This window comes from Streptomyces sp. NPDC012510, from assembly GCF_042955065.1.
Classification (GTDB): domain Bacteria; phylum Actinomycetota; class Actinomycetes; order Streptomycetales; family Streptomycetaceae; genus Streptomyces.
In genome coordinates this window covers 47,421-70,100 of the sequence record NZ_JBIBEN010000025.1, presented here as the reverse complement: position 1 = coordinate 70,100, position 22,680 = coordinate 47,421, and the positions used below count along the sequence as shown (strand labels likewise).

23 protein-coding genes are annotated in these 22,680 nt (G+C 72.2%); 16 read left to right on the top strand and 7 right to left on the bottom strand.

Annotated elements, in window-relative coordinates; all coding sequences use genetic code 11:
- The first annotated feature begins 14 nt into the window (after positions 1–14).
- The 4 genes from ACFY9I_RS34955 to ACFY9I_RS34940 are packed head-to-tail and all read left to right on the top strand — an operon-like array spanning position 15 to position 3,479.
- Positions 15–956 (top strand): ATP-binding cassette domain-containing protein, encoded by a 942-nt coding sequence (locus ACFY9I_RS34955; RefSeq protein ID WP_391009111.1) that lies wholly within the window; start codon positions 15–17, stop codon positions 954–956.
- A complete protein-coding gene (locus ACFY9I_RS34950; protein WP_391009108.1) occupies positions 953–1,693 on the top strand; it encodes an ABC transporter permease in 741 nt (246 codons plus the stop codon). Before ACFY9I_RS34955 ends, ACFY9I_RS34950 begins: the two co-directional genes overlap by 4 nt.
- A complete protein-coding gene (locus tag ACFY9I_RS34945; RefSeq protein ID WP_391009106.1) occupies positions 1,690–2,868 on the top strand; it encodes a histidine kinase in 1,179 nt (392 codons plus the stop codon). The genes ACFY9I_RS34950 and ACFY9I_RS34945 overlap by 4 nt, the downstream gene beginning before the upstream one ends.
- Positions 2,865–3,479: a response regulator gene (locus ACFY9I_RS34940; RefSeq protein ID WP_391009103.1), complete on the top strand. Its 615-nt coding sequence runs from the start codon at positions 2,865–2,867 to the stop codon at positions 3,477–3,479. The genes ACFY9I_RS34945 and ACFY9I_RS34940 overlap by 4 nt, the downstream gene beginning before the upstream one ends.
- 230 nt (positions 3,480–3,709) lie before the next feature.
- Here the strand turns inward: ACFY9I_RS34940 and ACFY9I_RS34935 are convergent, their stop codons facing one another.
- Together ACFY9I_RS34935 and ACFY9I_RS34930 are read right to left on the bottom strand one after the other, a co-directional pair.
- The gene (locus ACFY9I_RS34935; protein WP_391009100.1) at positions 3,710–4,582 is read right to left on the bottom strand and encodes a tetratricopeptide repeat protein; all 873 of its coding nucleotides are present in this window, start codon (positions 4,580–4,582) and stop codon (positions 3,710–3,712) included.
- Positions 4,579–5,574 carry a GNAT family N-acetyltransferase gene (locus tag ACFY9I_RS34930; protein ID WP_391009097.1) on the bottom strand — a complete coding sequence of 332 codons (996 nt, stop codon included), beginning with the start codon at positions 5,572–5,574 and terminating at the stop codon, positions 4,579–4,581. The genes ACFY9I_RS34935 and ACFY9I_RS34930 overlap by 4 nt, the downstream gene beginning before the upstream one ends.
- Positions 5,575–5,714: 140 nt before the next feature.
- Here ACFY9I_RS34930 and fdxA point away from each other — a divergent pair, with 140 nt between their 5' ends.
- Together fdxA and ACFY9I_RS34920 are read left to right on the top strand one after the other, a co-directional pair.
- Positions 5,715–6,032 carry a ferredoxin gene (fdxA, locus tag ACFY9I_RS34925; RefSeq protein ID WP_005480604.1) on the top strand — a complete coding sequence of 106 codons (318 nt, stop codon included), beginning with the start codon at positions 5,715–5,717 and terminating at the stop codon, positions 6,030–6,032.
- A 178-nt stretch (positions 6,033–6,210) separates the two neighbouring features.
- A complete protein-coding gene (locus tag ACFY9I_RS34920; RefSeq protein WP_391009094.1) occupies positions 6,211–7,311 on the top strand; it encodes a bifunctional succinyldiaminopimelate transaminase/glutamate-prephenate aminotransferase in 1,101 nt (366 codons plus the stop codon).
- A 111-nt stretch (positions 7,312–7,422) separates the two neighbouring features.
- Here ACFY9I_RS34920 and ACFY9I_RS34915 read toward each other — a convergent pair whose 3' ends face one another.
- Together ACFY9I_RS34915 and ACFY9I_RS34910 are read right to left on the bottom strand one after the other, a co-directional pair.
- Entirely contained in the window at positions 7,423–7,869 is a 447-nt protein-coding gene (locus ACFY9I_RS34915; protein ID WP_391009091.1) for an ATP-binding protein, read from the bottom strand.
- Positions 7,870–8,181: 312 nt separating this feature from the next.
- Positions 8,182–9,192 (bottom strand): heavy metal transporter, encoded by a 1,011-nt coding sequence (locus ACFY9I_RS34910; RefSeq protein ID WP_391009088.1) that lies wholly within the window; start codon positions 9,190–9,192, stop codon positions 8,182–8,184.
- A 118-nt stretch (positions 9,193–9,310) separates the two neighbouring features.
- Here ACFY9I_RS34910 and dapE point away from each other — a divergent pair, with 118 nt between their 5' ends.
- Both dapE and ACFY9I_RS34900 read left to right on the top strand, forming a co-directional pair.
- The gene (gene dapE, locus ACFY9I_RS34905) at positions 9,311–10,390 is read left to right on the top strand and encodes a succinyl-diaminopimelate desuccinylase (protein WP_391009085.1); all 1,080 of its coding nucleotides are present in this window, start codon (positions 9,311–9,313) and stop codon (positions 10,388–10,390) included.
- 104 nt (positions 10,391–10,494) lie between these two features.
- The gene (locus ACFY9I_RS34900) at positions 10,495–11,253 is read left to right on the top strand and encodes a TIGR00730 family Rossman fold protein (protein WP_391009082.1); all 759 of its coding nucleotides are present in this window, start codon (positions 10,495–10,497) and stop codon (positions 11,251–11,253) included.
- Positions 11,254–11,401: 148 nt separating this feature from the next.
- Here ACFY9I_RS34900 and folP read toward each other — a convergent pair whose 3' ends face one another.
- Positions 11,402–12,262 (bottom strand): dihydropteroate synthase, encoded by an 861-nt coding sequence (gene folP, locus ACFY9I_RS34895; RefSeq protein ID WP_391009079.1) that lies wholly within the window; start codon positions 12,260–12,262, stop codon positions 11,402–11,404.
- Positions 12,263–12,381: 119 nt separating this feature from the next.
- Between folP and ACFY9I_RS34890 the strand changes: the two genes are divergently transcribed.
- Together ACFY9I_RS34890 and ACFY9I_RS34885 are read left to right on the top strand one after the other, a co-directional pair.
- The gene (locus ACFY9I_RS34890) at positions 12,382–12,732 is read left to right on the top strand and encodes a DivIVA domain-containing protein (protein WP_391009076.1); all 351 of its coding nucleotides are present in this window, start codon (positions 12,382–12,384) and stop codon (positions 12,730–12,732) included.
- The gene (locus ACFY9I_RS34885) at positions 12,729–13,319 is read left to right on the top strand and encodes a DNA-3-methyladenine glycosylase I (RefSeq protein ID WP_391009073.1); all 591 of its coding nucleotides are present in this window, start codon (positions 12,729–12,731) and stop codon (positions 13,317–13,319) included. Before ACFY9I_RS34890 ends, ACFY9I_RS34885 begins: the two co-directional genes overlap by 4 nt.
- 94 nt (positions 13,320–13,413) lie before the next feature.
- Here the strand turns inward: ACFY9I_RS34885 and ACFY9I_RS34880 are convergent, their stop codons facing one another.
- Positions 13,414–14,205 (bottom strand): enoyl-CoA hydratase-related protein, encoded by a 792-nt coding sequence (locus ACFY9I_RS34880; protein ID WP_391009070.1) that lies wholly within the window; start codon positions 14,203–14,205, stop codon positions 13,414–13,416.
- A 377-nt stretch (positions 14,206–14,582) separates the two neighbouring features.
- Here ACFY9I_RS34880 and ACFY9I_RS34875 point away from each other — a divergent pair, with 377 nt between their 5' ends.
- Positions 14,583–14,750 carry a DUF3117 domain-containing protein gene (locus ACFY9I_RS34875; protein WP_003966491.1) on the top strand — a complete coding sequence of 56 codons (168 nt, stop codon included), beginning with the start codon at positions 14,583–14,585 and terminating at the stop codon, positions 14,748–14,750.
- Positions 14,751–14,909: 159 nt separating this feature from the next.
- Here the strand turns inward: ACFY9I_RS34875 and ACFY9I_RS34870 are convergent, their stop codons facing one another.
- Entirely contained in the window at positions 14,910–15,611 is a 702-nt protein-coding gene (locus tag ACFY9I_RS34870) for a class I SAM-dependent methyltransferase (RefSeq protein WP_391009275.1), read from the bottom strand.
- A 263-nt stretch (positions 15,612–15,874) separates the two neighbouring features.
- Between ACFY9I_RS34870 and sigE the strand changes: the two genes are divergently transcribed.
- From sigE to ACFY9I_RS34845, 5 genes are all read left to right on the top strand, one after another.
- A complete protein-coding gene (gene sigE / locus ACFY9I_RS34865) occupies positions 15,875–16,591 on the top strand; it encodes an RNA polymerase sigma factor SigE (protein WP_391009272.1) in 717 nt (238 codons plus the stop codon).
- Positions 16,588–17,796, top strand: coding sequence for a zf-HC2 domain-containing protein (locus ACFY9I_RS34860; protein WP_391009068.1), 1,209 nt, complete (start codon positions 16,588–16,590; stop codon positions 17,794–17,796). Before sigE ends, ACFY9I_RS34860 begins: the two co-directional genes overlap by 4 nt.
- Before the next feature lie 1,411 nt (positions 17,797–19,207).
- Positions 19,208–20,908 carry a trypsin-like peptidase domain-containing protein gene (locus tag ACFY9I_RS34855; RefSeq protein ID WP_391009269.1) on the top strand — a complete coding sequence of 567 codons (1,701 nt, stop codon included), beginning with the start codon at positions 19,208–19,210 and terminating at the stop codon, positions 20,906–20,908.
- A 234-nt stretch (positions 20,909–21,142) separates the two neighbouring features.
- Positions 21,143–21,613, top strand: coding sequence for a sec-independent translocase (locus tag ACFY9I_RS34850; RefSeq protein WP_391009065.1), 471 nt, complete (start codon positions 21,143–21,145; stop codon positions 21,611–21,613).
- 296 nt (positions 21,614–21,909) lie between these two features.
- Positions 21,910–22,584: a hypothetical protein gene (locus ACFY9I_RS34845; protein ID WP_391009062.1), complete on the top strand. Its 675-nt coding sequence runs from the start codon at positions 21,910–21,912 to the stop codon at positions 22,582–22,584.
- Positions 22,585–22,680: the final 96 nt, after the last annotated feature.

The window sequence follows — 22,680 nt, the reverse complement described above, 5'->3', positions numbered from 1 at the left end:
CCCGTGCGCCGACGATGGTGCGCATGACGACCACGACAACGGCCACCGACTCGACGGTGGTGGGATTCGACAAGGTGACGAAGGCGTACGGCGACGTCCGGGCAGTGGACGGCCTGACGCTGGCGCTGCGCCCGGGGGAGACCGTGGCCCTGCTGGGCCCGAACGGGGCCGGCAAGTCCACCACCCTGGACCTGCTGCTCGGCCTCAGGAGCGCCGACAGCGGCACGGTCAGCGTCTTCGGCACCAGCCCCCGTGAGGCGATCGTCGCCGGACGCGTCGGCGCCATGCTCCAGAGCGGCGGCCTGATGGACGAGGTCACGGTCGCCGAACTGGTACGCCTCGCCCGCGCGTTGCACCCGAGGCCGTACCCGGTCTCCGACGTGCTCGCCCGCGCCGGGATCACCCAGATCGCCCACCGCAAGGTGAACAAGCTGTCCGGCGGCCAGGCCCAGCGTGTCCGCTTCGCCCTCGCCACGGCGGGCGACAGCGACCTGATCGTCCTGGACGAACCCACCACAGGCATGGACGTCTCCGCCCGCCAGGCCTTCTGGGCCACCATGCGTGAACAGGCCGACCAGGGCCGCACCGTCCTCTTCGCCACCCACTACCTCGAAGAGGCCGACGCCATCGCCGACCGCGTCCTCGTCCTGCACCGGGGCCGACTGCTGGCCGACGGCACGGCCGCCGAGATCAAGGCGAAGGCGGGCGCCCGCCGCATCTCGTTCGACCTGCCCGCGGGCCAGGCCGACGAGCCTCGGCTGCGGGGCCTCCCCTACCTGACCAGGATCGACGTGTCCGGCCGCACCGTCCGCATCCAGTCCACCGACGCCGACGCCACCGTCCACGCCCTCTACGGCCTCGGCCTCCGCCCCCGCAACCTCGAAGTCACCGGCCTCGGCCTGGAGCAGGCCTTCGTCGCGATCACCAGCGCCCAGGAGGCGAAGCAGCAGTCATGAACAGCCTGATCAAGCTGGAACTCGTCCGCGCCCTGCGCAACCGGAAGGCCATGTTCTTCTCGGTGCTCTACCCGTCGCTGCTGTTCCTGCTCATCGCCGGCAGCGCGAGCAGCACCGACGAACTCGGTGACACCGGTCTGACCCTCCCGACGTACATGATGGTCTCCATGGCCTCCTTCGGCGCCCTGACCGCCGTCCTGATGGGCAACAGCGAGCGCATCGCCAAGGAGCGCGAGGGCGGCTGGGTACGGCAACTGCGTCTCACCACGCTGCCGGGGCGCGGCTACGTCCTCGCGAAGACCGCGAGCGCGGCGGTGGTCAGCCTGCCGTCCATCGTGATCGTCTTCGTGGTGGCGGCCACCGTGAAGGACGTACGCCTGGACGCCTGGCAGTGGCTCGCCCTCACCGGCGCCATCTGGGCCGGCAGCCTCGTCTTCGCCGCGCTCGGCGTCGCCATCGGCTACCTCGCCACCGGGGACGCGGTACGCCCGATCACGATGATCGTCTACTTCGGTCTGTCGATGCTCGGCGGCCTGTGGATGCCGACGACGACGTTCCCCGAGTGGCTCCAGGACATCGCGAAGTGGGTGCCGACCCACGCGTACGCCGCCCTGGGGCAGGCGATCGAACAGAGTCAGGCCCCGCACGCCAAGGACCTCGTCGTCCTGGCCGTCTCCTTCGTCCTGTTCGCGGGCGGCGCGGCCTGGCTCTACCGGAAGGACACGCGGAAGGCGTGAGTGCCGTCGGAATCGGGCAGCGCCCGCAGAACCGCAGACAGAGGGCGATCAAGTTCCTCTGGACCGGGATCTGGCTCGCCTATCTGAGCGCCCCCGTCAGCGACCTGCTGCACGGGGGCCACAGCGACGGAGTCCGGGTCCTCGGCTGGCTGGGCCTGGTGGCCTTCGTCGCCTGGTACTACGTCCTGATCTTCCGTACCGGCCGCCGCGAGATCGTCGGCACGGTGCTCGGCTCGCTCGCCGTCCTCACCGCCCAGTCCTCGATCCTCGCCCTCACCCTCGGTCGCGAGTGGCTCGTCCTCTTCGTCTACGTGACGGTCGCCTCCGGCGCGGCCCTCCCGCTACGGCTCGCCCGTTTCACCATCCCGGCGGTGTCCGCCCTGCTCACAGCCATCGCCCTCGCCGTACCGGGCGGCGAGGCCTACCTCGCCTCGCTGCTCCTCCCGGCGCTCCTCGGAGGCTTCTCGATGACCGGCGTCCGCGAACTCATCCGTACGACGGGGGAACTGCGCGAGGCCAGGGCGACGGTCGCCCAGCTCGCCGCCAACGAGGAACGACTGCGCCTGGCCCGGGACCTGCACGACCTCCTCGGCCACTCCCTCTCCCTGATCACGCTCAAGAGCGAGCTGGCGGGCCGGATGCTCCCTGACCACCCCGAGAAGGCCGCCCAGCAGGTCGCCGACATCGAACAGGTCAGCCGCCAGGCCCTGGTCGACGTCCGGGAGGCAGTCACCGGCTACCGGCGCCCCCGCCTGGGCGCCGAACTCGCGGGCGCCCGGGACGCGCTGTCGGTCGCCGGCGTCACCGCCGACCTGCCGGCCGCCGACCCCGACCTCACCGACGTCTCCGACGACATCGAGTCCGCCCTCGCCTGGGCCCTGCGCGAGGCCGTCACCAACGTCGTACGGCACAGCGGCGCCCACCACTGCACGGTCGACATCGTCCGCCGCCAGAGCCTCGACGGCCCGGTTCTCGAACTTACCGTGGACGACGACGGCACGGGCGCCCCGGGCGCCCCGCCCGGAGAGGCCCCCGGCAGCGGTCTGCGGGGCCTCACCGAACGGTTGGAGAAGGTGGGCGGAACCCTGGAGGCTGGTCCCTCCCGGCACGGTTTCCGCCTGGTGGCCAGAGCCCCCGCCGCACCCCCTGCCCCGGACGTAGGATCCGGCGCATGACCCGCACGATCAAGGTCCTGCTAGCAGAGGACCAGTCGATGGTCCGTGAGGCCCTGGCGGCCCTGCTCGGCCTGGAGGAGGACATCGAGGTCGTGGCCCAGGTGGCCCGGGGCGACGAGGTCCTCCCCGCCGCCCGCGCCCACGACATCGACGTGGCCCTCCTCGACATCGAGATGCCGGGTGCCACCGGCATCGAAGCGGCCGCCGAGGTCCACCGGGCACTCCCGGCCGTGAAACTGGTCGTCCTCACCACCTTCGGCCGCCCCGGCTACCTCCGCAGCGCCATGGAGGCCGGCGCCGACGCGTTCCTGGTCAAGGACGCCCCGGCCGCCCGACTGGCGGACGCCGTACGCCGGGTGCTGGCGGGCGAGCGTGTCATCGACCCCATCCTCGCGGCAGCGGCCCTGGCCGAGGGTGCCAACCCGCTGACGGACCGCGAACGCGAGGTCCTCCGGGCGGCCGCGGACGGCTCGACGAACGCCGAACTGGCGGCGACCCTGCACCTCTCCCAGGGCACGGTCCGCAACTACCTCTCCACGGCGATCCACAAACTGGCGGTGAGAAACCGAACGGAGGCGGTCCGTACAGCAAGGGAGAAGGGCTGGCTGTGAGCGAGTGCCCGGCTGTGGGGAGGAACGGCCGGATCTGCGGGGGCAGGGCGCTTGCGGCCGCCGACCAGGGGCACCCCCAAGCGGCGCGGGGAACCGCGCGACCAGCCACGATTTCCTCGCACACGCCCGACAACAGGCGCCCGAAAATGATCAGGCACCCCACGGCGATCAGGTGCCCCACGACGAACAGCGCCCCACGACGAATAGCGCCCCACGGCGATCAGGCGCCCTCAGTTCAGCAGGGCCCGAGCCGCGCCCGCCTGCCTGCGCACCTTCTCCGCAGCTCCCTCGTCCACCCCGGCCACGACGTCCGCGTACTCCTCCAACGCGGCAGCGCCCCGCGCGTACTCCCCCCGCCGCACCAACAGCCGCGCCCACTCGTACCGCAACCGCGCCGGATGCGAAGGCATCGCCAGCGACAGCTCCAGGGCCCACAACGCGACATCCGACCGCTCCGGCCGCGCCGCCGCCCACGCCCGCACGTTGTTCAGGACGCGGACCACCACATCCGACGGATCCGCGGGACTCAGCATCCCGGGATCCAACGGCGCCCCCGTGGCCCCGGCCACCAACAACTCCGCATCGTCCCCGCTCAGTACCCGCCCCCCGTCGAACGGATCAGCGAGCACCTGCTCCTCGGGCGGCCCGAACCCCACCACGAAGTGCCCCGGCAGCGCGACCCCGTACACATGCGCCCCCGCCCTGCGGGCCACCTCCATCCACACCACCGACAGCAGGATCGGCAGCCCCCGCCGCCGTTCGAGCACCTGGTGCAGCAGTGACGACTCCAGCCGCTGATAGTCCCCGGGGGAGCCGCGGAACCCGTACCGCTCCCCGAGCAGCTCGGCCGTCGCGACCGCCCACGCACGGGGCGAGCCGGGCCGGTACGGCATCAGCCCGGCCAGCCGGTCGAGTTCGATCTCGGCGGCGTCCATGCCGGTCTCGTCCAGCGCACCGTCTCCCGCGGCCCCCACCAGCAGACACAGCATGGCCAGATCGGGCCGCTCGGCCCGCGCCTCCTCGGCGAACCGCCGCCGCACCTCGGCGGCCCGCTCGGGCTCAGGGGGATAGGGAGCGCCCACAGCAGGGTGATACCCGTTCATGACGATGGCTCCCGGTAGTGGTGGTACGAGTGATGCACCGCGAACCCCATCCCTCCGTACAGGGCCCGCGCCCCCAGGTTGTCCGTCTCCACCTGCAGCCAGCCCGCCGACGCCCCCTCGTCCAACGCCCGCTGTGCCAGCGCGGCCATCACGGTCGTCGCGAGCCCTCGACGCCGCCGGGCCGGGTCGACCTCGACGGCCGCGAACCCGGCCCAGCGCCCGTCAACGACGCACCGTCCGATCGCGGCCGGCCCCTCGCCCGCAGCCCCCGGGACCGTTGCGAACCACACCGACGGCCCGCTCCCGAGCACCTCGAGAGCCACCGCACCGACGCCCTTGCGCTGGTAGCGGCCGAGCCACGCCTCGTCCGCCGTCCGCGACAGCTCGACCCCGGCCGCCTCCCGGTCCGCGACCGGCGCGAGCGCCCCGATCCACAGCTCGGCGGTGACCTCGAGGGCCCACCCGCGCTCCGCCACCTCGGCGCACAGCAGCTCCTGGGTGCCCTCGGCGCCCGTGGCCAGCTGTATGCGGGCGGGCAGCCCCCGCGCCCCGTACCAGCCGCGTACGGCCCTCAGCGCCTCGTCCAGGGGCATGCCGGGGTCTCCGAGGGCCAGCACCGAGTTGGCTCTCCGGGTGAAACCGGAGGCGGCCCGCAGTTCCCACTCGCCGAGCCGCTCCCGCTCGACCGGCTGCCAGGCCCGCGCCGCGACATGCGCCAGTTCCCCGTACGAGGCGGCGGGTCCGCGCCTGCGGGCCGGGGCGGCGGGGACCACCTTCCCCGCGACCAGCGACGACTCCTCGATCCGCACCCGCTCCCCGTCACGGCGGGTGATCACCACGACGCCGTCGTCCCATGATGTGAGAACACCGACCGTGTCGGTGAATTTCCCGCCCGCCGCGGCATCGTCGTCGACACGCCGCACGGATACGCGTTTGCCCACGTCAGCAGCGGAGACACGGATCTCGAGACGTCCACCGGCAGAGATTTCCACAGGTCCGTCCACCCCTCCTGTTCGGATCATGCCCAGGAACGGAGATACTAGGTGCGGGCATCGACGACGCCGCGCTCCCGCGCGCCAGGCGGCGGAGCCTGAGGAGGCCCGCCAGCGCCCTATCGAGGAGGAACGACAGCGTGACCTACGTCATCGCGCAGCCTTGTGTCGACGTCAAGGACAAGGCGTGCATCGAGGAGTGCCCGGTCGACTGCATCTACGAGGGGCAGCGGTCCCTCTACATCCACCCGGATGAATGCGTCGACTGCGGTGCCTGCGAGCCGGTGTGCCCGGTCGAGGCGATCTTCTACGAGGACGACACCCCGGAGGAGTGGAAGGACTACTACAAGGCGAACGTCGAGTTCTTCGACGAGCTCGGCTCGCCCGGTGGTGCCAGCAAGCTCGGTCTGATCGAGCGTGACCACCCCTTCGTCGCCGCACTCCCGCCGCAGGCCTGAGAGCGACGCCGCAGGCCCCGGGGCGACGCCCCGGCGGCCCGCATCCGCGCCGCCTCGGTCCCGTACGGCCCGATCACCATGATCGCCGTACGGGACCGAGGCGTTCGCCGTACGAGCGGTGTGTACGCGTCCGTTGCGCCGCTCGGGAGCGTACGTACGAGAAAGTGAGCCAGATCCCGTGTCCGCTGTCAGCGACCGCCTTCCCGCCTTCCCCTGGGACAAGCTGGAGCCGTACAAGGCGACGGCCGCCGCCCACCCCGGCGGCATCGTCGACCTGTCCGTCGGCACCCCGGTCGACCCGGTGCCCGACCTGATCCAGAAGGCGCTGGTGGCCGCGGCGGACTCCCCGGGCTATCCGACCGTCTGGGGCACCGTGGAACTGCGCGACGCGATCACGGGCTGGCTGGAGCGCCGCCTCGGCGCCCGTGACGTCACCCACCGGCACGTCCTGCCGATCGTCGGCTCCAAGGAACTGGTGGCCTGGCTCCCCACCCAACTGGGCCTCGGCCCCGGCGACCGGGTCGCCTTCCCCCGCCTCGCCTACCCGACGTACGAGGTGGGCGCCCGCCTCGCCCGCGCCGAGCACGAGGCCTACGACGACCCCACGGCCCTGGACCCCACCGGCCTCAAGCTCCTCTGGCTGAACTCGCCGTCCAACCCCACCGGCAAGGTCCTGGCCAAGGCCGAACTGACCCGGATCGTGGCCTGGGCCCGCGAACACGGCATCCTGCTCGTCTCCGACGAGTGCTACCTGGAGCTCGGCTGGGACGCCGACCCGGTCTCGGTCCTGCACCCGGACGTCAACGGCGGCTCGTACGAGGGCATCGTCGCCGTTCACTCCCTCTCCAAGCGCTCCAACCTGGCGGGCTACCGCGCGGCCTTCCTGGCCGGAGATCCGGCCGTCCTCGGTCCGCTCCTGCAGATCCGCAAGCACGGCGGCATGATGACCGCGGCGCCGACCCAGGCCGCCGTCGTCGCCGCCCTCGGGGACGACGCCCACGTCCACGAGCAGCGCGCCCGCTACGCGGCCCGCCGCGCGGCCCTCCGTGAAGCCCTGGTCTCCCACGGCTTCCGCATCGAACACAGCGAGGCCAGCCTCTACCTGTGGGCCACCCGGGACGAATCCTGCTGGACCACCGTCGCCCACCTCGCCGACCTCGGCATCCTCGTGGCCCCCGGCGACTTCTACGGCCCCGCCGGCGCCCACCACGTACGCGTGGCGTTCACGGCGACGGACGAACGAGTGGCCGCAGCGGTGGAACGCCTGCGCCAGGCCTGACACAAGGGCACGAAGGGCTCGGCACACAAGGCACGGCACACAAGGGCACGGCGGCACGGAACCCGAAGGGGCCCGGGGGAAACCCCGGGCCCCTCATCGGTGGATCAGACGTCAGCCGAGCGGGCTCTGCACCGGCAGCTTCCCCGAGGGCAGGGACCCGCCCTTGGCCACGGCGTCCGTCGGCAGCCCGTCCTTCGTCGCGCTCTTGGTGGTGTCACCCAGGACGGACCCGGCCGAACCGGCGGCCTCACCCGCGGCCTTCTGCGCGACCGGGGTCGTCTTCTTGACGGCCTTCCCGCCGGTCTTGCTCACGGTCGGCAGGGTCTCCTTGGCCGCCTTGCCGCCGACGGAGCCGGCGACCCCGGTGACGTTCTGCGCCGCGCCGTCCACGGTGGCGCCGGCGTTCGCCCCGTCCACGGCGGACAGGCCGCCGAGGTTCGGGGTGGCCGGGAGTTCGGGCGCCGCGCTCGCGGAGCCGGCCGCACCGACCACGGAGGCCGCTCCCGCTGCGGTGAGCAGCGCGGCACGGGCGATCCGGCGGGTCAGGGGGAGGGACATGGTGCTCCTTTGACGGAAGAGAACGTTGAAGTGTCCGACCGTGCCCGGGAGTTGATCGTTCCGGGCTCGGACGCAGTGACTACCGCTCGAAGTCCGCGAAGGTTGCGGCGGCCCGACGTAAAGAGTTGGCAATGTGTCGCATTATCGAATGTGGAGGAAAGCGGACGAACGCCACCCGGTCGGAAAGTCTGCTGAATCCTTACGTCTCTTTGTTCTCAACGATTCCCGCGCGAGGAGGTCGGCCGGGCGAAAACCTGCGCACCCCGTCCACGCGACGCGCCGCGCATACCCCGCACGGGTGAGCCGCGGCGCCTACTGTCCAGTGACGATTCGGACCTCGGCCGTGGAGCCCGGCGTCGCGTCGCCCGTGGCGGTCGCGGCCTTGCGCCACGCTCCGGCCCGGCCCTCGGCGACCCACTCCCGGCCGGCGTACGAGACGCGCTCGACGCCCAGGCGGGAGGAGTTGGCCACGGCCCAGTGGGCCAGCTTCCAGCCCCGCTGCCGGACCTCGGCGGCGTCCCCGGCGTCCGTCAGGGGAATGGTGACGGTCCCGGCGGGGGAGACGGCCGCGCTGGGCGTCGGGGTCGCCTGGCCCGAGGCGCTGCCCTCGGAGCGCACGACGGCCCCGGCGGACTCGAACGCCTCGTCCCCGAAGTCCCGGGCGAGCGCGCTGCGCACCGCGTCCGGGCCGCCCGCGTACGCGGTGCCCGTGCCGCTCGTGTCCCGGCGCCCCTCGCAGGTCAGCGTGGCCGCCGACCGCCCGGTCAACGCGGCGGCGAGCAGTGTGGCGTCCGGCTCGTGCTTGGCGTACGCCTCCGGGTAGCCGCTGCGCTGCACCCGCTGGGCGGCGACGGTCAGCGGCAGCCGCTCGTAGCCGTCGACCTTGACGAGGTGCTCGTAGAACTCGCCCGCCGCGTACACCGGGTCCTGGATCTGCTCCTCGGTGCCCCAGCCCTGCGACGGCCGCTGCTGGAACAGCCCGAGCGAGTCCCGGTCGCCATGGCCGATGTTGCGCAGGCTCGACTCCTGGAGTGCGGTCGCCAGGGCGATCGTCACCGCCCGCTCGGGCAGCCGGCGCGAGGTGCCGACCGCCGAGATCGTGGCCGCGTTCGCCGCCTGCTCGGGTGTGAACTCGTACGCCGCCCCGTCGCGCGCACCGGACACGACCACGCAGCGCGGTGTGCCGTTCCCACCGGTCAGGTACTGCACGGTGAGATACGCGCCGATCGCGACCAGCACGACGAACGCCGCCGACCAGCGCAGCACACGACGGCCGCGACGGCGGGGGCGAGGACCTGGGGAGAAGGGGTGCGGCTCTGACACGCGATCCAAGGTACTGGAGAGTAACGGCCCTCGTGTAGGAGTTGTGAACAGTGATGGCGAGGTGACCGGGAAGCCCCGGCCGGGCGGCCCCGCGCCTCGGGCGCGTTAGGGTCGGGACATGGCCGAGACCCCCATTGACCTCACGCTGGACGCCGCGCGGCTGACCGCGCGGCTCGTCGACTTCCCCTCCGAGAGCGGCACCGAGAAGCCGCTCGCGGACGCGATCGAGACCGCCCTGCGTGCCCTGCCGCACCTCACGGTCGACCGGTACGGCAACAACATCGTCGCCCGTACGAACCTGGGCCGCGCGGAGCGCGTGATCCTGGCCGGCCATATCGACACGGTCCCCATCGCGGACAACGTCCCCTCCCGCCTCGACGAGGACGGCGTCCTGTGGGGCTGCGGCACCTGCGACATGAAGTCCGGCGTCGCCGTCCAGTTGCGGATCGCGGCCACGGTCCCGGCCCCCAACCGCGACCTGACCTTCGTCTTCTACGACAACGAAGAGGTCGCCGCCGACCTGAACGGCCTGAAGCACGTCTCCGAGGCGCACCCCGAGTGGCTTCAGGGCGACTTCGCGGTGCTGCTGGAGCCCACCGACGGCGAGGTGGAGGGCGGCTGCCAGGGCACCCTGCGGGTGCTGCTGAAGACCAAGGGCGAGCGCGCCCACTCCGCCCGCGGCTGGATGGGCACCAACGCCATCCACGCGGCGGCCCCGATCCTGGCGAAGCTGGCCTCGTACGAGCCGCGCTACCCCGTGATCGACGGCCTGGAGTACCGCGAGGGTCTCAACGCGGTCGGGATCAAGGCAGGGGTGGCGGGCAACGTCATCCCCGACGAGTGCGTGGTGACGGTCAACTTCCGCTACGCGCCCGACCGTTCGGAGCAGGAGGCCATCGCCCACGTCCGCGAGGTCTTCGCGGACTGCGGTGTCGAGGAGTTCGTCGTCGACGACCACAGCCCCGGCGCGCTGCCCGGCCTGTCCCACCCGGCGGCCGAGGCCTTCATCGAGGCGGTCGGCGGCACGGCCAAGCCCAAGTACGGCTGGACGGACGTCTCACGCTTCAGCGCCCTCGGCGTCCCGGCCGTCAACTACGGCCCCGGCAACCCTCACCTGGCGCACCGGCGCGACGAACGGGTGGAGACCGCGAAGATCCTGGTGGGCGAGGAACGGCTCAGGTCCTGGCTCACGGCGTGACGTGTCCGGGACGGCGGTTCATGGCGGACACGCTCGCGTCCCCTGTCCGTAACCCGCATGGATCTACGCTGAGGTGAACGAACAGCACGGCGGAGGGAGCGGACATGGCGACCGGCAACCCCGAGGGCAAGAAGCAGCCACCGGACGAGCAGCGGCTGGGGCCGGTGCTGCGCAGACGCGGCCAGGTGCAGGCGAGCACGACGGACCAGCGGCTGCTGGACGCGGGTGGCCCCTCGGACTGGGTCCACACCGATCCCTGGCGCGTCCTGCGCATCCAGTCGGAGTTCATCGAGGGCTTCGGCACGCTCGCCGAACTCCCGCCCGCGATCAGCGTGTTCGGCTCCGCGCGCACACCGGCCGACTCACCCGAGTACGAGGCGGGCGTCCGGCTCGGCCGGGGCCTGGTGGAGGCGGGCTTCGCCGTCATCACCGGCGGCGGCCCCGGTGCCATGGAGGCGGCCAACAAGGGCGCCCTCGAAGCGGGCGGAACCTCCGTCGGCCTCGGCATCGAGCTGCCGTTCGAACAGGGCCTCAACCCGTACGTCGACATCGGCCTCAACTTCCGCTACTTCTTCGTCCGGAAGATGATGTTCGTCAAGTACGCCCAGGGTTTCGTGGTCCTGCCCGGCGGCCTCGGCACCCTCGACGAACTCTTCGAGGCCCTCACCCTCGTCCAGACCCAGAAGGTCACCCGCTTCCCCATCGTCCTCTTCGGTGAGTCCTACTGGGGCGGCCTGGTCGACTGGCTCACCAGCACCCTCATCGCCCAGGGCAAGGCATCGGAGAAGGACCTGACCCTCTTCCACGTCACGGACGACGTCGACGAGGCGGTGGCCCTGGTCTCGAAGGAAGCAGGCCGGTAACCAGCAGAACCCCCTCGCGCCCCTATCCGGGGGCGCGGGGAACTGCGCGAACGGGGTCCGGGGCGGAGCCCCGAGTCTGTGACGGGGGTCAAAAGGGCGCGCAGCCCTCTGGGGACGGGGCGGGTAGGGGCGGCGGGGGCGAAAAGAACTAGGCGAGCCCCCGCCGGGCAACGGCAGGCCCCCGGGACCCCGCGATCGCCCCCACCATCTCCACCACCTGCCGAGTCTCAGCCACCTCATGCACCCGATACACCTGAGCCCCCAGCCAGGCCGAGACGGCCGTGGTGGCCAAGGTCCCCACCACCCGCTCCTTCACCGGCTTGTCCAAGGTCTCCCCCACGAAGTCCTTGTTGGACAGGGACACCAACACCGGCCACCCCGTGGCGACCATCTCCCCCAACCGCCGAGTCGCCTCAAGACTGTGCCGCGTGTTCTTCCCGAAGTCGTGCCCCGGATCGATCAGCACCGACTCCCGGGGCACCCCCAAGGCCACCGCCCGCTCCGCCAGCCCCAGGGTCACCCGAAGAATGTCGGCCATGACATCGTCGTACTCGACCCGATGCGGCCGGGTACGCGGCTGAGCCCCACCCGCGTGCGTACACACCAGCCCCACCCGATACCGCGCCGCCACCTCCGCGAGCCGGGGATCCACCCCACCCCACGCGTCGTTCAGCAGATCCGCCCCGGCTTCACAGACGGCCTCGCCGACCTCGTGCCGCCAGGTGTCGACACTGATGACCACGTCGGGAAACCGCCGCCGCACCTCCGCCACGAAACCGACGGTCCGCCGTGCCTCCTCCTCGGCGGTCACCTCTTCCCCCGGCCCGGCCTTGACCCCGCCGATGTCGATGATGGCGGCACCCTCCGCGACCGCCCGCTCCACGCGCGCGAGCGCCGGCTCGTCCCGGAAGGTGGCCCCCTGGTCGTAGAAGGAGTCCGGGGTCCGGTTCACGATCGCCATGATCACCGGCTCCCGCGGGCCGAATTCCCGCTTGCCCAGCCTGAGCATCCGCTGTGACCTCTCCCAGTACGTCCGGCCGATCGACCGCCTCGCTCAACCGTGAGCGACCTTAACTGTCAGACTCGCATGGCACGATCGGAGCCGAACACACTCGAGGGGACCCAGCGATGTTCATGTTCTTGTTCCTGGTCGTCGCGCTCGCCGTCGTGGTCGCCGCGGTGACGCTCGCGGTGGTCGGCGGCGGCGACGACGCGGTGCTGCCGGAGGCGGCGGGCGAGCGGCTGCAGGACCCGCTGCCGGCGGACCGTCCGGTCAACCGCGCGGACATCGACGCGCTCCGCTTCCCTGTCGCCGTCCGTGGCTATCGCATGGTGGACGTCGACGACGCCCTCGGCCGCCTCAGCGCCGAGATCGCCGAGCGGGACGCCCGCATCGCCGACCTGGAGTCCGCGCTCGCGGGCGCCCGCGCGGCCACCGCGACCTCGCTCCACAAGCCGGAGCAGGGGGACCACCAGTGAGCGACGCCACCGCGCTGGCCGGCCCCGACGGCGCCCTGCGCTGCCCGTGGGCCCTGTCCACCGAGGACTACGTCGCGTACCACGACGAGGAGTGGGGCCGACCGGTCCACGGCGACGACGCCCTGTACGAGCGGCTCTGTCTGGAGGCCTTCCAGTCCGGCCTCTCCTGGATCACCATCCTGCGTCGCCGCGAGGGCTTCCGCTCCGCCTTCGCCGACTTCAAGATCGCCTCGGTCGCCGCCTTCACCGAGGCCGACCAGGAACGCCTCCTGGCCGACCCCGGCATCATCCGAAACCGGGCCAAGATCGAGGCGACGCTCGCCAACGCCCGCGCGCTGTCCACCTGGGCCCCGGGCGACCTGGACACCCTGATCTGGTCCCACGCTCCGGACCCGGTGAACCGCCCGGCCCCGCGAACCCTCGCGGACGTCCCGGCGGTCACCCCCGAGTCCACGGCCCTGTCGAAGGCCCTGAAGAAACAGGGCATCCGCTTCGTCGGCCCGACCACGGCGTACGCGCTGATGCAGGCGTGCGGCCTGGTGAACGACCACTTGGAGTCCTGCGCGGCGAGGAACGCGCCCCTCTAGGGGCGCGGGACCGTACCGATGTGCGGCTCCGCCGCGCGGGTCTGATCAGCCACAACGACCCGCAGTTCCCCGACGGTGTCCGGTTTCCTCGGGCTCACCGGCCCAAGTACTTCGGCTCCTCCTTGTTGACGAAGGCCCGCACCGCGATCCCGTGGTCCTCCGAGGCCCCCGCCCGCGTCTGCAGCTCGTCCTCCTTCTCCAGCGTCTCCGCCAGGGAGTGGGAGAACCCGTACGCCACCGCCTCCTTGATCGCCGCGTACGCCAGGGTCGGCCCCTCGGCCAGCATCCGCGCCACCTCCTCGGCGGCCGCGTGCAGCGAGGCCGCCGGAACGACCCGGTTCGCGATCCCCAGCTCGTACGCCTCCTGCGCCTTGATGCTGCGCGGGAACAACAGCAGATCAGCGGCACGGCCGGGACCGATCACCCGCGGCAGGGTCCACGAGACTCCGGAGTCGGCCGTGAGGGCCACTCCGGCGAAGGACGTGTTGAAGGAGGCCGTCTCGGCGACCACCCGGTAGTCCGCGGCGAGCGCGAACCCCAGGCCGGCACCGGCCGCGACCCCGTTCACCCCGGCCACCACGGGCTTCGCCATGCTCGTGAGCGCCTTCACCACGGGGTTGTAGTGCTCCTTGACCGTGTTCATGACCTGCCCCGAGCCCTCGATCAGCAGCCCGATGTGCTCCTTGAGGTCCTGACCCACACAGAACGCCCGCTCCCCGGCGGCCGTCAGCAGCACCGCCCGCACCGCGTCGTCCCCGGCGGCTTCCTCCACGGCCTCCCGCAGAGCGACCTTCGTCGCGATGTTCAGCGCGTTCATCGCCTCGGGGCGGTTCAACGTGATCGTCGCGAGTCCGTCGTGCACCTCGTAGAGCACGGTGTCGGCCATGGCGGTTCCCCTCCGGTGTCGCGGCTGGCGGCGTACTGGTCAGTACGCCCTGCGTCACAGCACAGCATGGCGGAGATCACGGGGCCCGACGCGGGTCGGACGTGTGACCTGCGTCAAAGAATCTCCGATGGACGAGCGCCGACCCGGGACCGTGTGGTGGCGCAGTATCGCAGTCACATCGCCGAATTGAGTGGTTTTGCTCGCGCGCGTTGCCCAAGCGATGCCGACTGATGTTGGTCATCGGGTCCTGAGATGCGGGATAATGGCCTGGAAGCAATGTGTTCGATGCCGGTGTCGCGTGCCCCCAGGTGGGACCGCGCCTGCCCTCCAGGGCCGTCGGCTTAGGCGATGAGCTGGTTTCAGGAAGGGGTACGAGCATGGCGGCCATGAAGCCGCGGACGGGCGATGGCCCGCTCGAGGTGACCAAGGAGGGGCGGGGCATCGTCATGCGCGTTCCGCTCGAAGGCGGCGGTCGGCTCGTCGTCGAGCTGACCCCGGACGAGGCCGACGCACTCGGCGACGCCCTCAAGAAGGTCGTCGGCTGACGCGCGTAGCGACCATACCCTTTCAGTTGCCCCGGCACCGCCCCACTCGGCGGTGCCGGGGCGCTGTTGTGCCAGGGGCCGCGGCGGGGCCGGAGCAGGCGCCGGGGGCAGGGGTCGGGGCAGGGTTGGCAGAGATCCGAGCCGACCGTGGCGACGCCCCTAGCGCTTGACCGCGCACAGCAGGCCGTCGCCCACCGGGAGCAGGGACGGGACGAGCTCGGGGCTCTCGCGGACCGTGCGCAGCAGCTCCCGCAGGCGTATGACCTCGGTCGGCTGGGGGTTGGAGTCCACCGTGCGGCCGCTGGCGAAGACGCCCTCGAAGGCGACGAGCCCGCCGGGTCTGAGGAGACGCAACGATTCAGCGAGGTAGTCGAGGCTCTCCAGCCGGTCACCGTCGCAGAAGACAAGGTCGTAGCCGGCGTCCGCGAGCCGGGGCAGCACGTCAAGGGCGTGCCCCGGGATGAAGCGCGCGCGGTTGCTGGCGAAGCCGGCCGCGCGGAACGCCTGACGGGCGAACTGCTGGTGCTCCGGCTCAGGATCCACGGTGGTCAGCACCCCGTCCGGCCGCATGCCGTGCAGCAGATGGATCCCGGAGACACCGGTCCCGGTCCCGATCTCCGCCACCGCCTTCGCGTCCACGGTGGCGGCGAGCACCCGCAGCGCGGCGCCCGTGCCGGGCGACACCGAGCGCAGCCCTGCCTCCCGGGCCCGTTCACGGGCCCAGCGCAGCGCGTCGTCCTCGGCGACAAAGGCGTCGGCGAACGCCCAGCTCGTCAGCCGGTTGCCGGTAATGACCCTCTCCTTATGTCCCCGTGGATGCCTGGGCGTGACTGTATCCGTTGCCGTCGGGAACCTGCTGATGGGACCGGTCGTTTAAAGGGATGAGTGAGTGACGGGGGCCGCGACGGGGGCACGGGATGGACCGGTACGACGAGCAGGCACAGGTGCAGGTGCTGACAAAGCCATATGAGCCGCATCAGCCATATGAGCCACATCGGCGCACATCGATTTCCTATAAAACCGCTTATCCGGAGCTAACGGGCGAGGTGGCTATGGTAGGGGCTCCACTGGACACCACCAGAGCCGATAGGGGAGGTGCGGCTGCGCCTGTGGATCGGGGAGGAGTGCTGCGGCGCTTTCTCGGATCGGCGGGTAGGCCGAAATCCGTGAACGACACCGCTGACCACAGCCACGCCGACGCTCCCGCCGCGGGCGGGGCACAGACCGCGACCTTCACCACGGACGCGCACGCACAGGCGTGGACTCCGCCCACCTGGGAGGAGATCGTCAGCACCCACAGCGGCCGCGTCTACCGCCTGGCCTACCGCCTGACCGGCAATCAGCACGACGCCGAGGACCTCACCCAGGAGGTCTTCGTCCGCGTCTTCCGCTCCCTGTCGACCTACACGCCCGGCACCTTCGAGGGCTGGCTGCACCGCATCACCACCAACCTCTTCCTGGACATGGTCCGCCGCAAGCAGCGCATCCGCTTCGACGCCCTCGGGGACGACGCGGCCGAGCGCCTGCCGAGCCGCGAGCCCACCCCGCAGCAGATCTTCAACGACGCGCACTTCGACGCCGATGTCCAGCAGGCCCTCGACACCCTCGCGCCGGAGTTCCGCGCCGCCGTCGTCCTCTGTGACATCGAAGGGCTGTCCTACGAGGAGATCGCCGCGACCCTGGGCGTCAAGCTCGGCACGGTCCGCTCGCGGATCCACCGTGGCCGCTCCCAGCTCCGCAAGGCCCTCGCGCACCGCTCCCCGGAGGCCCGGGCCGAGCAGCGCCGGGGGTTCACGGTGCCCCGGGTGCCCGTGCTGGGAGGAGGGGGCGCGACCGCGTGAGTGGATCCCGTCCTACGCCTGCCGAGCAGCACCTGGGAGACCGCCTCTCCGCCCTGGTCGACGGAGAACTCGGTCATGAGGCGCGCGACCGCGTCCTTGCACATCTCGCCACCTGTGCGAAGTGCAAGACGGAGGCGGACGAGCAGCGACGCCTGAAGAACGTCTTCGCGGAGGCGGCCCCGCCGCCTCCCTCCGAGAGCTTCCTGGCCCGTCTGCAGATGCTCCCGGCGGGCGGCGACAGCGACGGCGGCTCACCGCTCTCCGGCGGGTTCGGCGGAAGACTCGGGGGCACGGCCGGTGGTCCGGGTCTTCCCGGTGACCCCTCCGGCCCCCGGGACTTCGCCGACTTCGGTGTCTTCGGACCCGGCGGCGACTCCTTCGGATATGTCCCGTCGGGACCACACGGCGGCGCGCTGACGCCGTCGGAAGGCCGCGGAATCCTCGGCGGCGGCCGAGGTCTGCCCGGCGGCCGTGGGCTTCTCGGTGACCGGGGCTTCCTGAGCGGACGCGGCTTCCTCGGCGATCGCGGGCAGTTGGGCGACCGCGGCTTCCCGGGCGGCGGCCGAGGCCTCTCCGGTGAGGCGGGCGCCGGCCAGGACCGGCGGGGGAGAGCCACCGACGACGACAGAGGGACCACGGGTGACCGTGGCTTTCGGATCCATGACGTGAGCCGTCAGGAGGCCGAGCGTTCGGCCTCGCGCGGGATGCGGTTCGCCTTCGTGGCGGCCGGCGCGGTGTCCCTGGCCGCGATCGCCCTCGGCGGCGTGACCAACGGGATGCCGGGCGAGACGGTGGACGCCCGGGGTGGCTCCGGCTCCGGCAGCAACGTCACCCCGCTGCGGACCCAGGCCTCGGGGGCGGTCCCGGCACCCGAGTCGCAGCGCCGCCGGGGAACCGTCGGGCCACTGATGGGACAGGGCCAGCAGTTCACCGGCGAGGTGCCCGTCGCCCCGACGGAGATCGCCGCACCCCTGCTGCCCGGAGTCCCCGCTCCGGCCGGGCAGGACCGACAGGCCGTACACCCGCTGACCGCGCCCGTGTTGGCCGGCGCGGCCGTCATGTCGCCGCTCATACGTCCGCTCACCGCCGCACCGCCGCTTCAGCTGACCGACTGGTCCCCGGCACCCGAACTCGTGGGCCCGGGCCTCCTGACGGCTCCCCAGGTCACCTCGTCCCCCACTCCCACCTCGCCCGTCCTCCGCTGACCCCGAGTTCTGCGCGCCGGCCCGCGAACCTGGTTGAATCCAGAGTGGGCCGTGTCCGCTCGGGCCGGTTCCGGCCTGCGGCACTCGGCGAACGGTGGGCGGCGGGCGGGTCCTTGAGGCCGGCTCCAGGTGTGGGGAGAACATGAACGAGGGGAAGCCCACGAAGGCGAAATGGTGGAGCCGACCCCGAGCGCACGGCGCGGGGGCCGGAGCGACGGGGGACCACACCGAGGTGCCCGACGAGGCTGTCGGTGGGGCGAACAGCGAGGGCGACTTCGAGTTGGAACGGCCGGCGCGGGCACCGGGGCCGTCGCCTGTGACTGCCGGGGCCGACATTGCCGCCGGCACCGGCACGGACACTGACTTCGAGCTGGCCCGCCCGGCCGCCGAGGACCCGCAGGGGGCAGGCTCCACGCCGACGCCGGACGCGGCCGTCGACACGGACGGCGACTTCGAGTTGGAGCGACCGGCGTCGGCGGACGGAGGGCCCCTTGGCGCGGTCGCGACGAGCCACGGAGTTGTCCCGGCGGAGCCTGCTGACGCTGTGCCCGCAGGGGCGCCCGCGACAGAGGCCGCGCACACCGGCGACGGGGCGATGGCGCGGGCGGGTTCGTCGGCTTCGGGCGACATGACCACGCGTTCTGGGTCGGAGCAGGGCAAGCGGGAGGGTAACGAGGGCAACGCCACGGCCGGTGAGGCGAGTGCGACCGCCTCCGGTGGGCCGACCGCGCGGCTGGGGTCGGCCAGGAGCGTCCCGAACGCAGAGGCGTCCGGTGCTGGTGAAACGAAACGGCTGGTGGTCGATGGCGTTTCGGTTCCCGAAACCGTCGCGTCCGCTCCTGCGGCCGAGGCCGACGACGCGGCGGCTCACCTCATCGAGGAGCCCGGTGTGTCCGGTGCCGGTGCTGGTGCCGCTGCTGGTGCCGCGGCTGCCGCCACCGTCGACGACGCCCAGCCGTCGGCTGAGGCAAGCGCATTGAGCGCTCCTGAAGGGCCCTCCGGGCGCCCCAGGCCGCTGCATGACCCCGATCCCTACGGCACCCCGCCCTACGGCGAGCCCGGCCCCTGGGCGCCCGCTCCGCCGGTCCAGCACCCGGCGACGACTCCCGCGCACGGCACGCACGTCCGGACCCCGGCACCGGCACCCCGCGTGCCCGCCCCGACGGGGGCGCCGACGCAGGCCGGTGGAGCCCCGGCGACCGCCCCGGCGCCGTCGGGGGCGCCCTCGGCAGGTGTCCCGGCGCACACCGGGACGAGTGCACCCGGTGCCCCCGCCCGCGCGGAGGCGCCCTCGGCGGCCCTGCCCACCCCTGTGACCCCGACCCACGGCACCGCCGTACCGCCGAGCGCGCCCCGGCCCGCGACGGCCGCCGTCCACCCGGGCGGGCCCCAGCCGGGGGCGGCTCCGCACCTGGACGCGGCGCACTCCACGGCCCCCCGGTACCCGCAAGCACCCGAGGCCGCGGGCGACGCGCACCCGGAAGTGCCCCGGCCCGCGTCACCTGCGCACCCGGAAGTGCCCCGGCCCGCGTCACCTGCGCACCCGGAAGTGCCCCGGCCCGCGTCACCTGCGCACCCGGAAGCGCCCCGGCCCGCGTCACCTACGCACCCGGAGGCCTCGCAGCCCCCGGCTGCTCCGTTCCCGGAAGCCTCGCAGCCCGCCGGGGCCCCCTTCCCGGGCACTTCACCTCATCCAGCCGAGGCCTCCCTCCCCGGCGCACCTCAGCCCACCGCGGCCCCCTTCCCCGACGCGGCTCAGCCGCCAGGAGCCTCCTACGCGTACCCGTCGCAGCCGGGGCCACCGCCCTTCGAGGCGGCGGCGGGGCCGGCCGGGGCGGCTCCGTACGACAACGGGGCTCAGGCTTCACCGGCTGTCTATGCGGACGCCTCCCGAGCCGTCCCGCAGGCGTCGCCGGGGCCGTGGCAGAACTACGACCCCTGGACCGGTTCAGGGGCGTTGCAGCAGAACGGGGCCGGTGGGGCCGACGTAGGGCGGGGGCGCGGGCGGCGCCTGAAAGGGCTGCTGGCCGGGGCCCTGCTGATCGCTCTGGTGGCCGGTGGCGTCGGCGGTGTCATGGGCGTCTATCTGGAGCGGAACGGCGGCGTCGGTGAGATCGAGCTGCCGCAGGCCGGTGGCGGGGTGACAGGGCGGGCGCCCGACAGCGTCGCCGGAATAGCCGCCGGGGCGCTGCCCGGCGTCGTGACCCTGCATGTGAGCGGATCGAGCGCGCAGGGCACCGGCACCGGGTTCGTGCTCGACGGGCGTGGACACATCCTCACCAACAACCACGTCGTCGAGCCCGCCGGCACGAGCGGCGACATATCGGTGACGTTCAGCGGCGGGGAGACCGCCAAGGCCACCGTCGTCGGCCGGGACACCGGCTACGACCTGGCCGTCGTCAAGGTCTCCGGTGTCGGCGGACTCGAGCCGCTGCCCCTCGGCAACTCCGAGGAGGTCAGGGTCGGCGACCCGGTCGTCGCCATCGGCGCCCCCTTCGACCTGGCCAACACGGTCACCTCCGGCATCATCAGCGCCAAGGAACGGCCCATCACGGCCGGTGGTGAGAGCGGTGGCGTCAGCGACGTGTCGTACGTGGACGCCTTGCAGACCGACGCGCCGATAAATCCCGGCAACTCCGGCGGACCGCTCCTCGACGGCAAGGGCCGGGTGATCGGCATCAACAGCGCCATCCGCTCCGCCGGCAGCGGCTCGGAGTCGGACGGCGGGCAGGCCGGTTCGATCGGCCTCGGCTTCGCGATACCCATCAACCAGGGCAAGCGCGTCGCCGAGGAGCTGATCAACACGGGCAAGGCGACCCACCCGGTGATCGGGGTCACCCTCGACATGGACTACTCGGGTGACGGCGCCCGTGTCGGCGAGAAGGGCAGCGGCGGCGGGTCCGCCGTGACCGCCGGCGGCCCGGCCGACCGGGCGGGCATACGCGCCGGTGATGTCATCACCGAGGTCGACGGCCGGCGCGTCCACTCCGGCGACGAGCTGATCGTCAAGGTCCGCGCCCACCGGCCGGGCGACCGGCTGGAGCTCACCCTCGAGCGGAACGGCGAAGAGCGGACGGTCACCCTGACCCTCGGCTCGTCCGGCGGCGACTGACGGGCACCAGGGGCGGCCGGGGCGGCGCGGGGCACTGACGCCAACTTCACAGGAGGGGGCTCACACCCCCTCCTGCCAGGCAAACAGCAGGGAAAACCCGCCGCAGGGAGGTGGCCGGAGGCCGCCCGGCAGTACCGGATCGGCGGGATCGCCGGGTACCGTGGATCCGGCCCGGACCACGGAAGACCTGCCGAGGCCCGAGGACGGGACCGAGGACATCGCAAGGAGCCTTAGGTGTTCAATGACATAGGTGCGCTCGAGGTGGTGACGCTCGTCGTCCTCGCCGTGCTCGTCTTCGGCCCGGACAAGCTCCCGAAGGTGATCCAGGACGTCACGCGGACCATCCGCAAGATCCGCGAGTTCTCGGACAGCGCCAAGGCGGACATCCGCAACGAACTGGGCCCGGAGTTCAAGGACTTCGAGTTCGAGGACCTCAACCCCAAGACGTTCCTCCGCAAGCAGTTGGACAACGACGAGCTGGGGCTCAAGGAGATCCGCAACGGCTTTGACCTGAAGAAGGAGATGGCCGAGCTCACGGACGCGGTCCACGGCCGCGAGTCCGAGTCCTCGTCGTCCTCCTCCTCGTCGTCTTCCTCCACCGGTACCGACTCCGGTGGCTCCTCCGGTGGCTCCGTCGACATGTCCAAGAAGCGCGAGAAGCTGGAGCTGGAAGAGCGTCCGCCGTACGACATGGACGCCACCTGACCCGTACGCCCGGCCGTGCGGCCGCACGGCTGCCCGGCCGCAGTTCGGCCTGCGCTCCGACGTCCTACACCCGTGTGCCGCAGCGCCCCTCACGTGATGCGATTCATACCGTCACGCACCCTGGTACGGCCTGAAGCCGCCCGTGCGCCGTCCTACGCGCCGGGCGCTTTCCCTGCTGCTCGGAGAGCTGTGGCTATGCTGCCCAGTTGTTGTGCGGACCGAAAGGCCGGCGAGCGACGACGCCCGAGGGGGGCGGGCCGCTCCGGTCCGCCGAGAGCGAGGAGGCGTCCGGGCAGATGGAGACGACGAGCCGGGTAGGCACGCAGGCGTCGGCCGCGGAGGGTGGACAAGCCGTCCCCTCCGCCCGACGCACGGTCGACGGCTACCTGCTGGCGCCCTTCCCGTGGTACGGCCTCGATGAGGCCTTCACGGGGCCGCGCTGGCTGATGCAGGTCGGTATGTCGGCGGAAGGAGCCGTCGAGCACGGTTCGATCGGCCACGGTGACGAGCCCTCGGTGCGCAACGAGTTCACCGCAGGTGCCGACGACGAGGTCAAGGAGCGGTTCGCGGTCGTGGTGACCGTCGCGGCGAACGACGTACGGCGCAGCGCCGACGGGACGGGGCTGCTGGAGGCCACCTCGGTCGCCTCAGCCGCCTGGCTGGCGGGGGTGGGGCTGTTGTCCTTCACCTGGCCCGGGCAGTTGGACCACATCCGGCGGGACGACTGGCTGGACCAGCAGACCGAGACGGCGTGGGTCCTCGCGGACGATCTCGCCGGGCCGGACTGGTCGACGCTGTCCCTGCCCGTCGACGGGGTGCCGACGCCGTTCCACTACCGGGAGTCCGAGTTCGGGTGGGTGCTCGCGGGGTCGACCTCGGAGGGGGTGCACGTGGGTGCGTACGGGAGGGGCATGAGCGCGTACGGGCTCGGCTTCTCCGTGATCAAGGACATCGCCTCGTACGGCGAGTAGCCGACGGGGCCGAGCCTGTCCGAGGGGCACCGCTTGGGCGGGACGCGGTGCCCCTGTCGCCGTGGGTCCCTGCGTGGGTACCTGCGCCGGGTTCCT

Bases quoted from the DNA above. Each gene is read 5' to 3' on its own strand.
- ACFY9I_RS34955 (WP_391009111.1), top strand. From the start codon at position 15: ATGGTGCGCATGACGACCACGACAACGGCCACCGACTCGACGGTGGTG.
- ACFY9I_RS34950 (WP_391009108.1), top strand. From the start codon at position 953: ATGAACAGCCTGATCAAGCTGGAACTCGTCCGCGCCCTGCGCAACCGG.
- ACFY9I_RS34940 (WP_391009103.1), top strand. From the start codon at position 2,865: ATGACCCGCACGATCAAGGTCCTGCTAGCAGAGGACCAGTCGATGGTC.
- ACFY9I_RS34935 (WP_391009100.1), bottom strand. From the start codon at position 4,582: ATGAACGGGTATCACCCTGCTGTGGGCGCTCCCTATCCCCCTGAGCCC.
- ACFY9I_RS34915 (WP_391009091.1), bottom strand. From the start codon at position 7,869: ATGTCCCTCCCCCTGACCCGCCGGATCGCCCGTGCCGCGCTGCTCACC.
- dapE (WP_391009085.1), top strand. From the start codon at position 9,311: ATGGCCGAGACCCCCATTGACCTCACGCTGGACGCCGCGCGGCTGACC.
- ACFY9I_RS34900 (WP_391009082.1), top strand. From the start codon at position 10,495: ATGGCGACCGGCAACCCCGAGGGCAAGAAGCAGCCACCGGACGAGCAG.
- folP (WP_391009079.1), bottom strand. From the start codon at position 12,262: ATGCTCAGGCTGGGCAAGCGGGAATTCGGCCCGCGGGAGCCGGTGATC.
- ACFY9I_RS34890 (WP_391009076.1), top strand. From the start codon at position 12,382: ATGTTCATGTTCTTGTTCCTGGTCGTCGCGCTCGCCGTCGTGGTCGCC.
- ACFY9I_RS34880 (WP_391009070.1), bottom strand. From the start codon at position 14,205: ATGGCCGACACCGTGCTCTACGAGGTGCACGACGGACTCGCGACGATC.
- ACFY9I_RS34875 (WP_003966491.1), top strand. From the start codon at position 14,583: ATGGCGGCCATGAAGCCGCGGACGGGCGATGGCCCGCTCGAGGTGACC.
- ACFY9I_RS34845 (WP_391009062.1), top strand. From the start codon at position 21,910: ATGGAGACGACGAGCCGGGTAGGCACGCAGGCGTCGGCCGCGGAGGGT.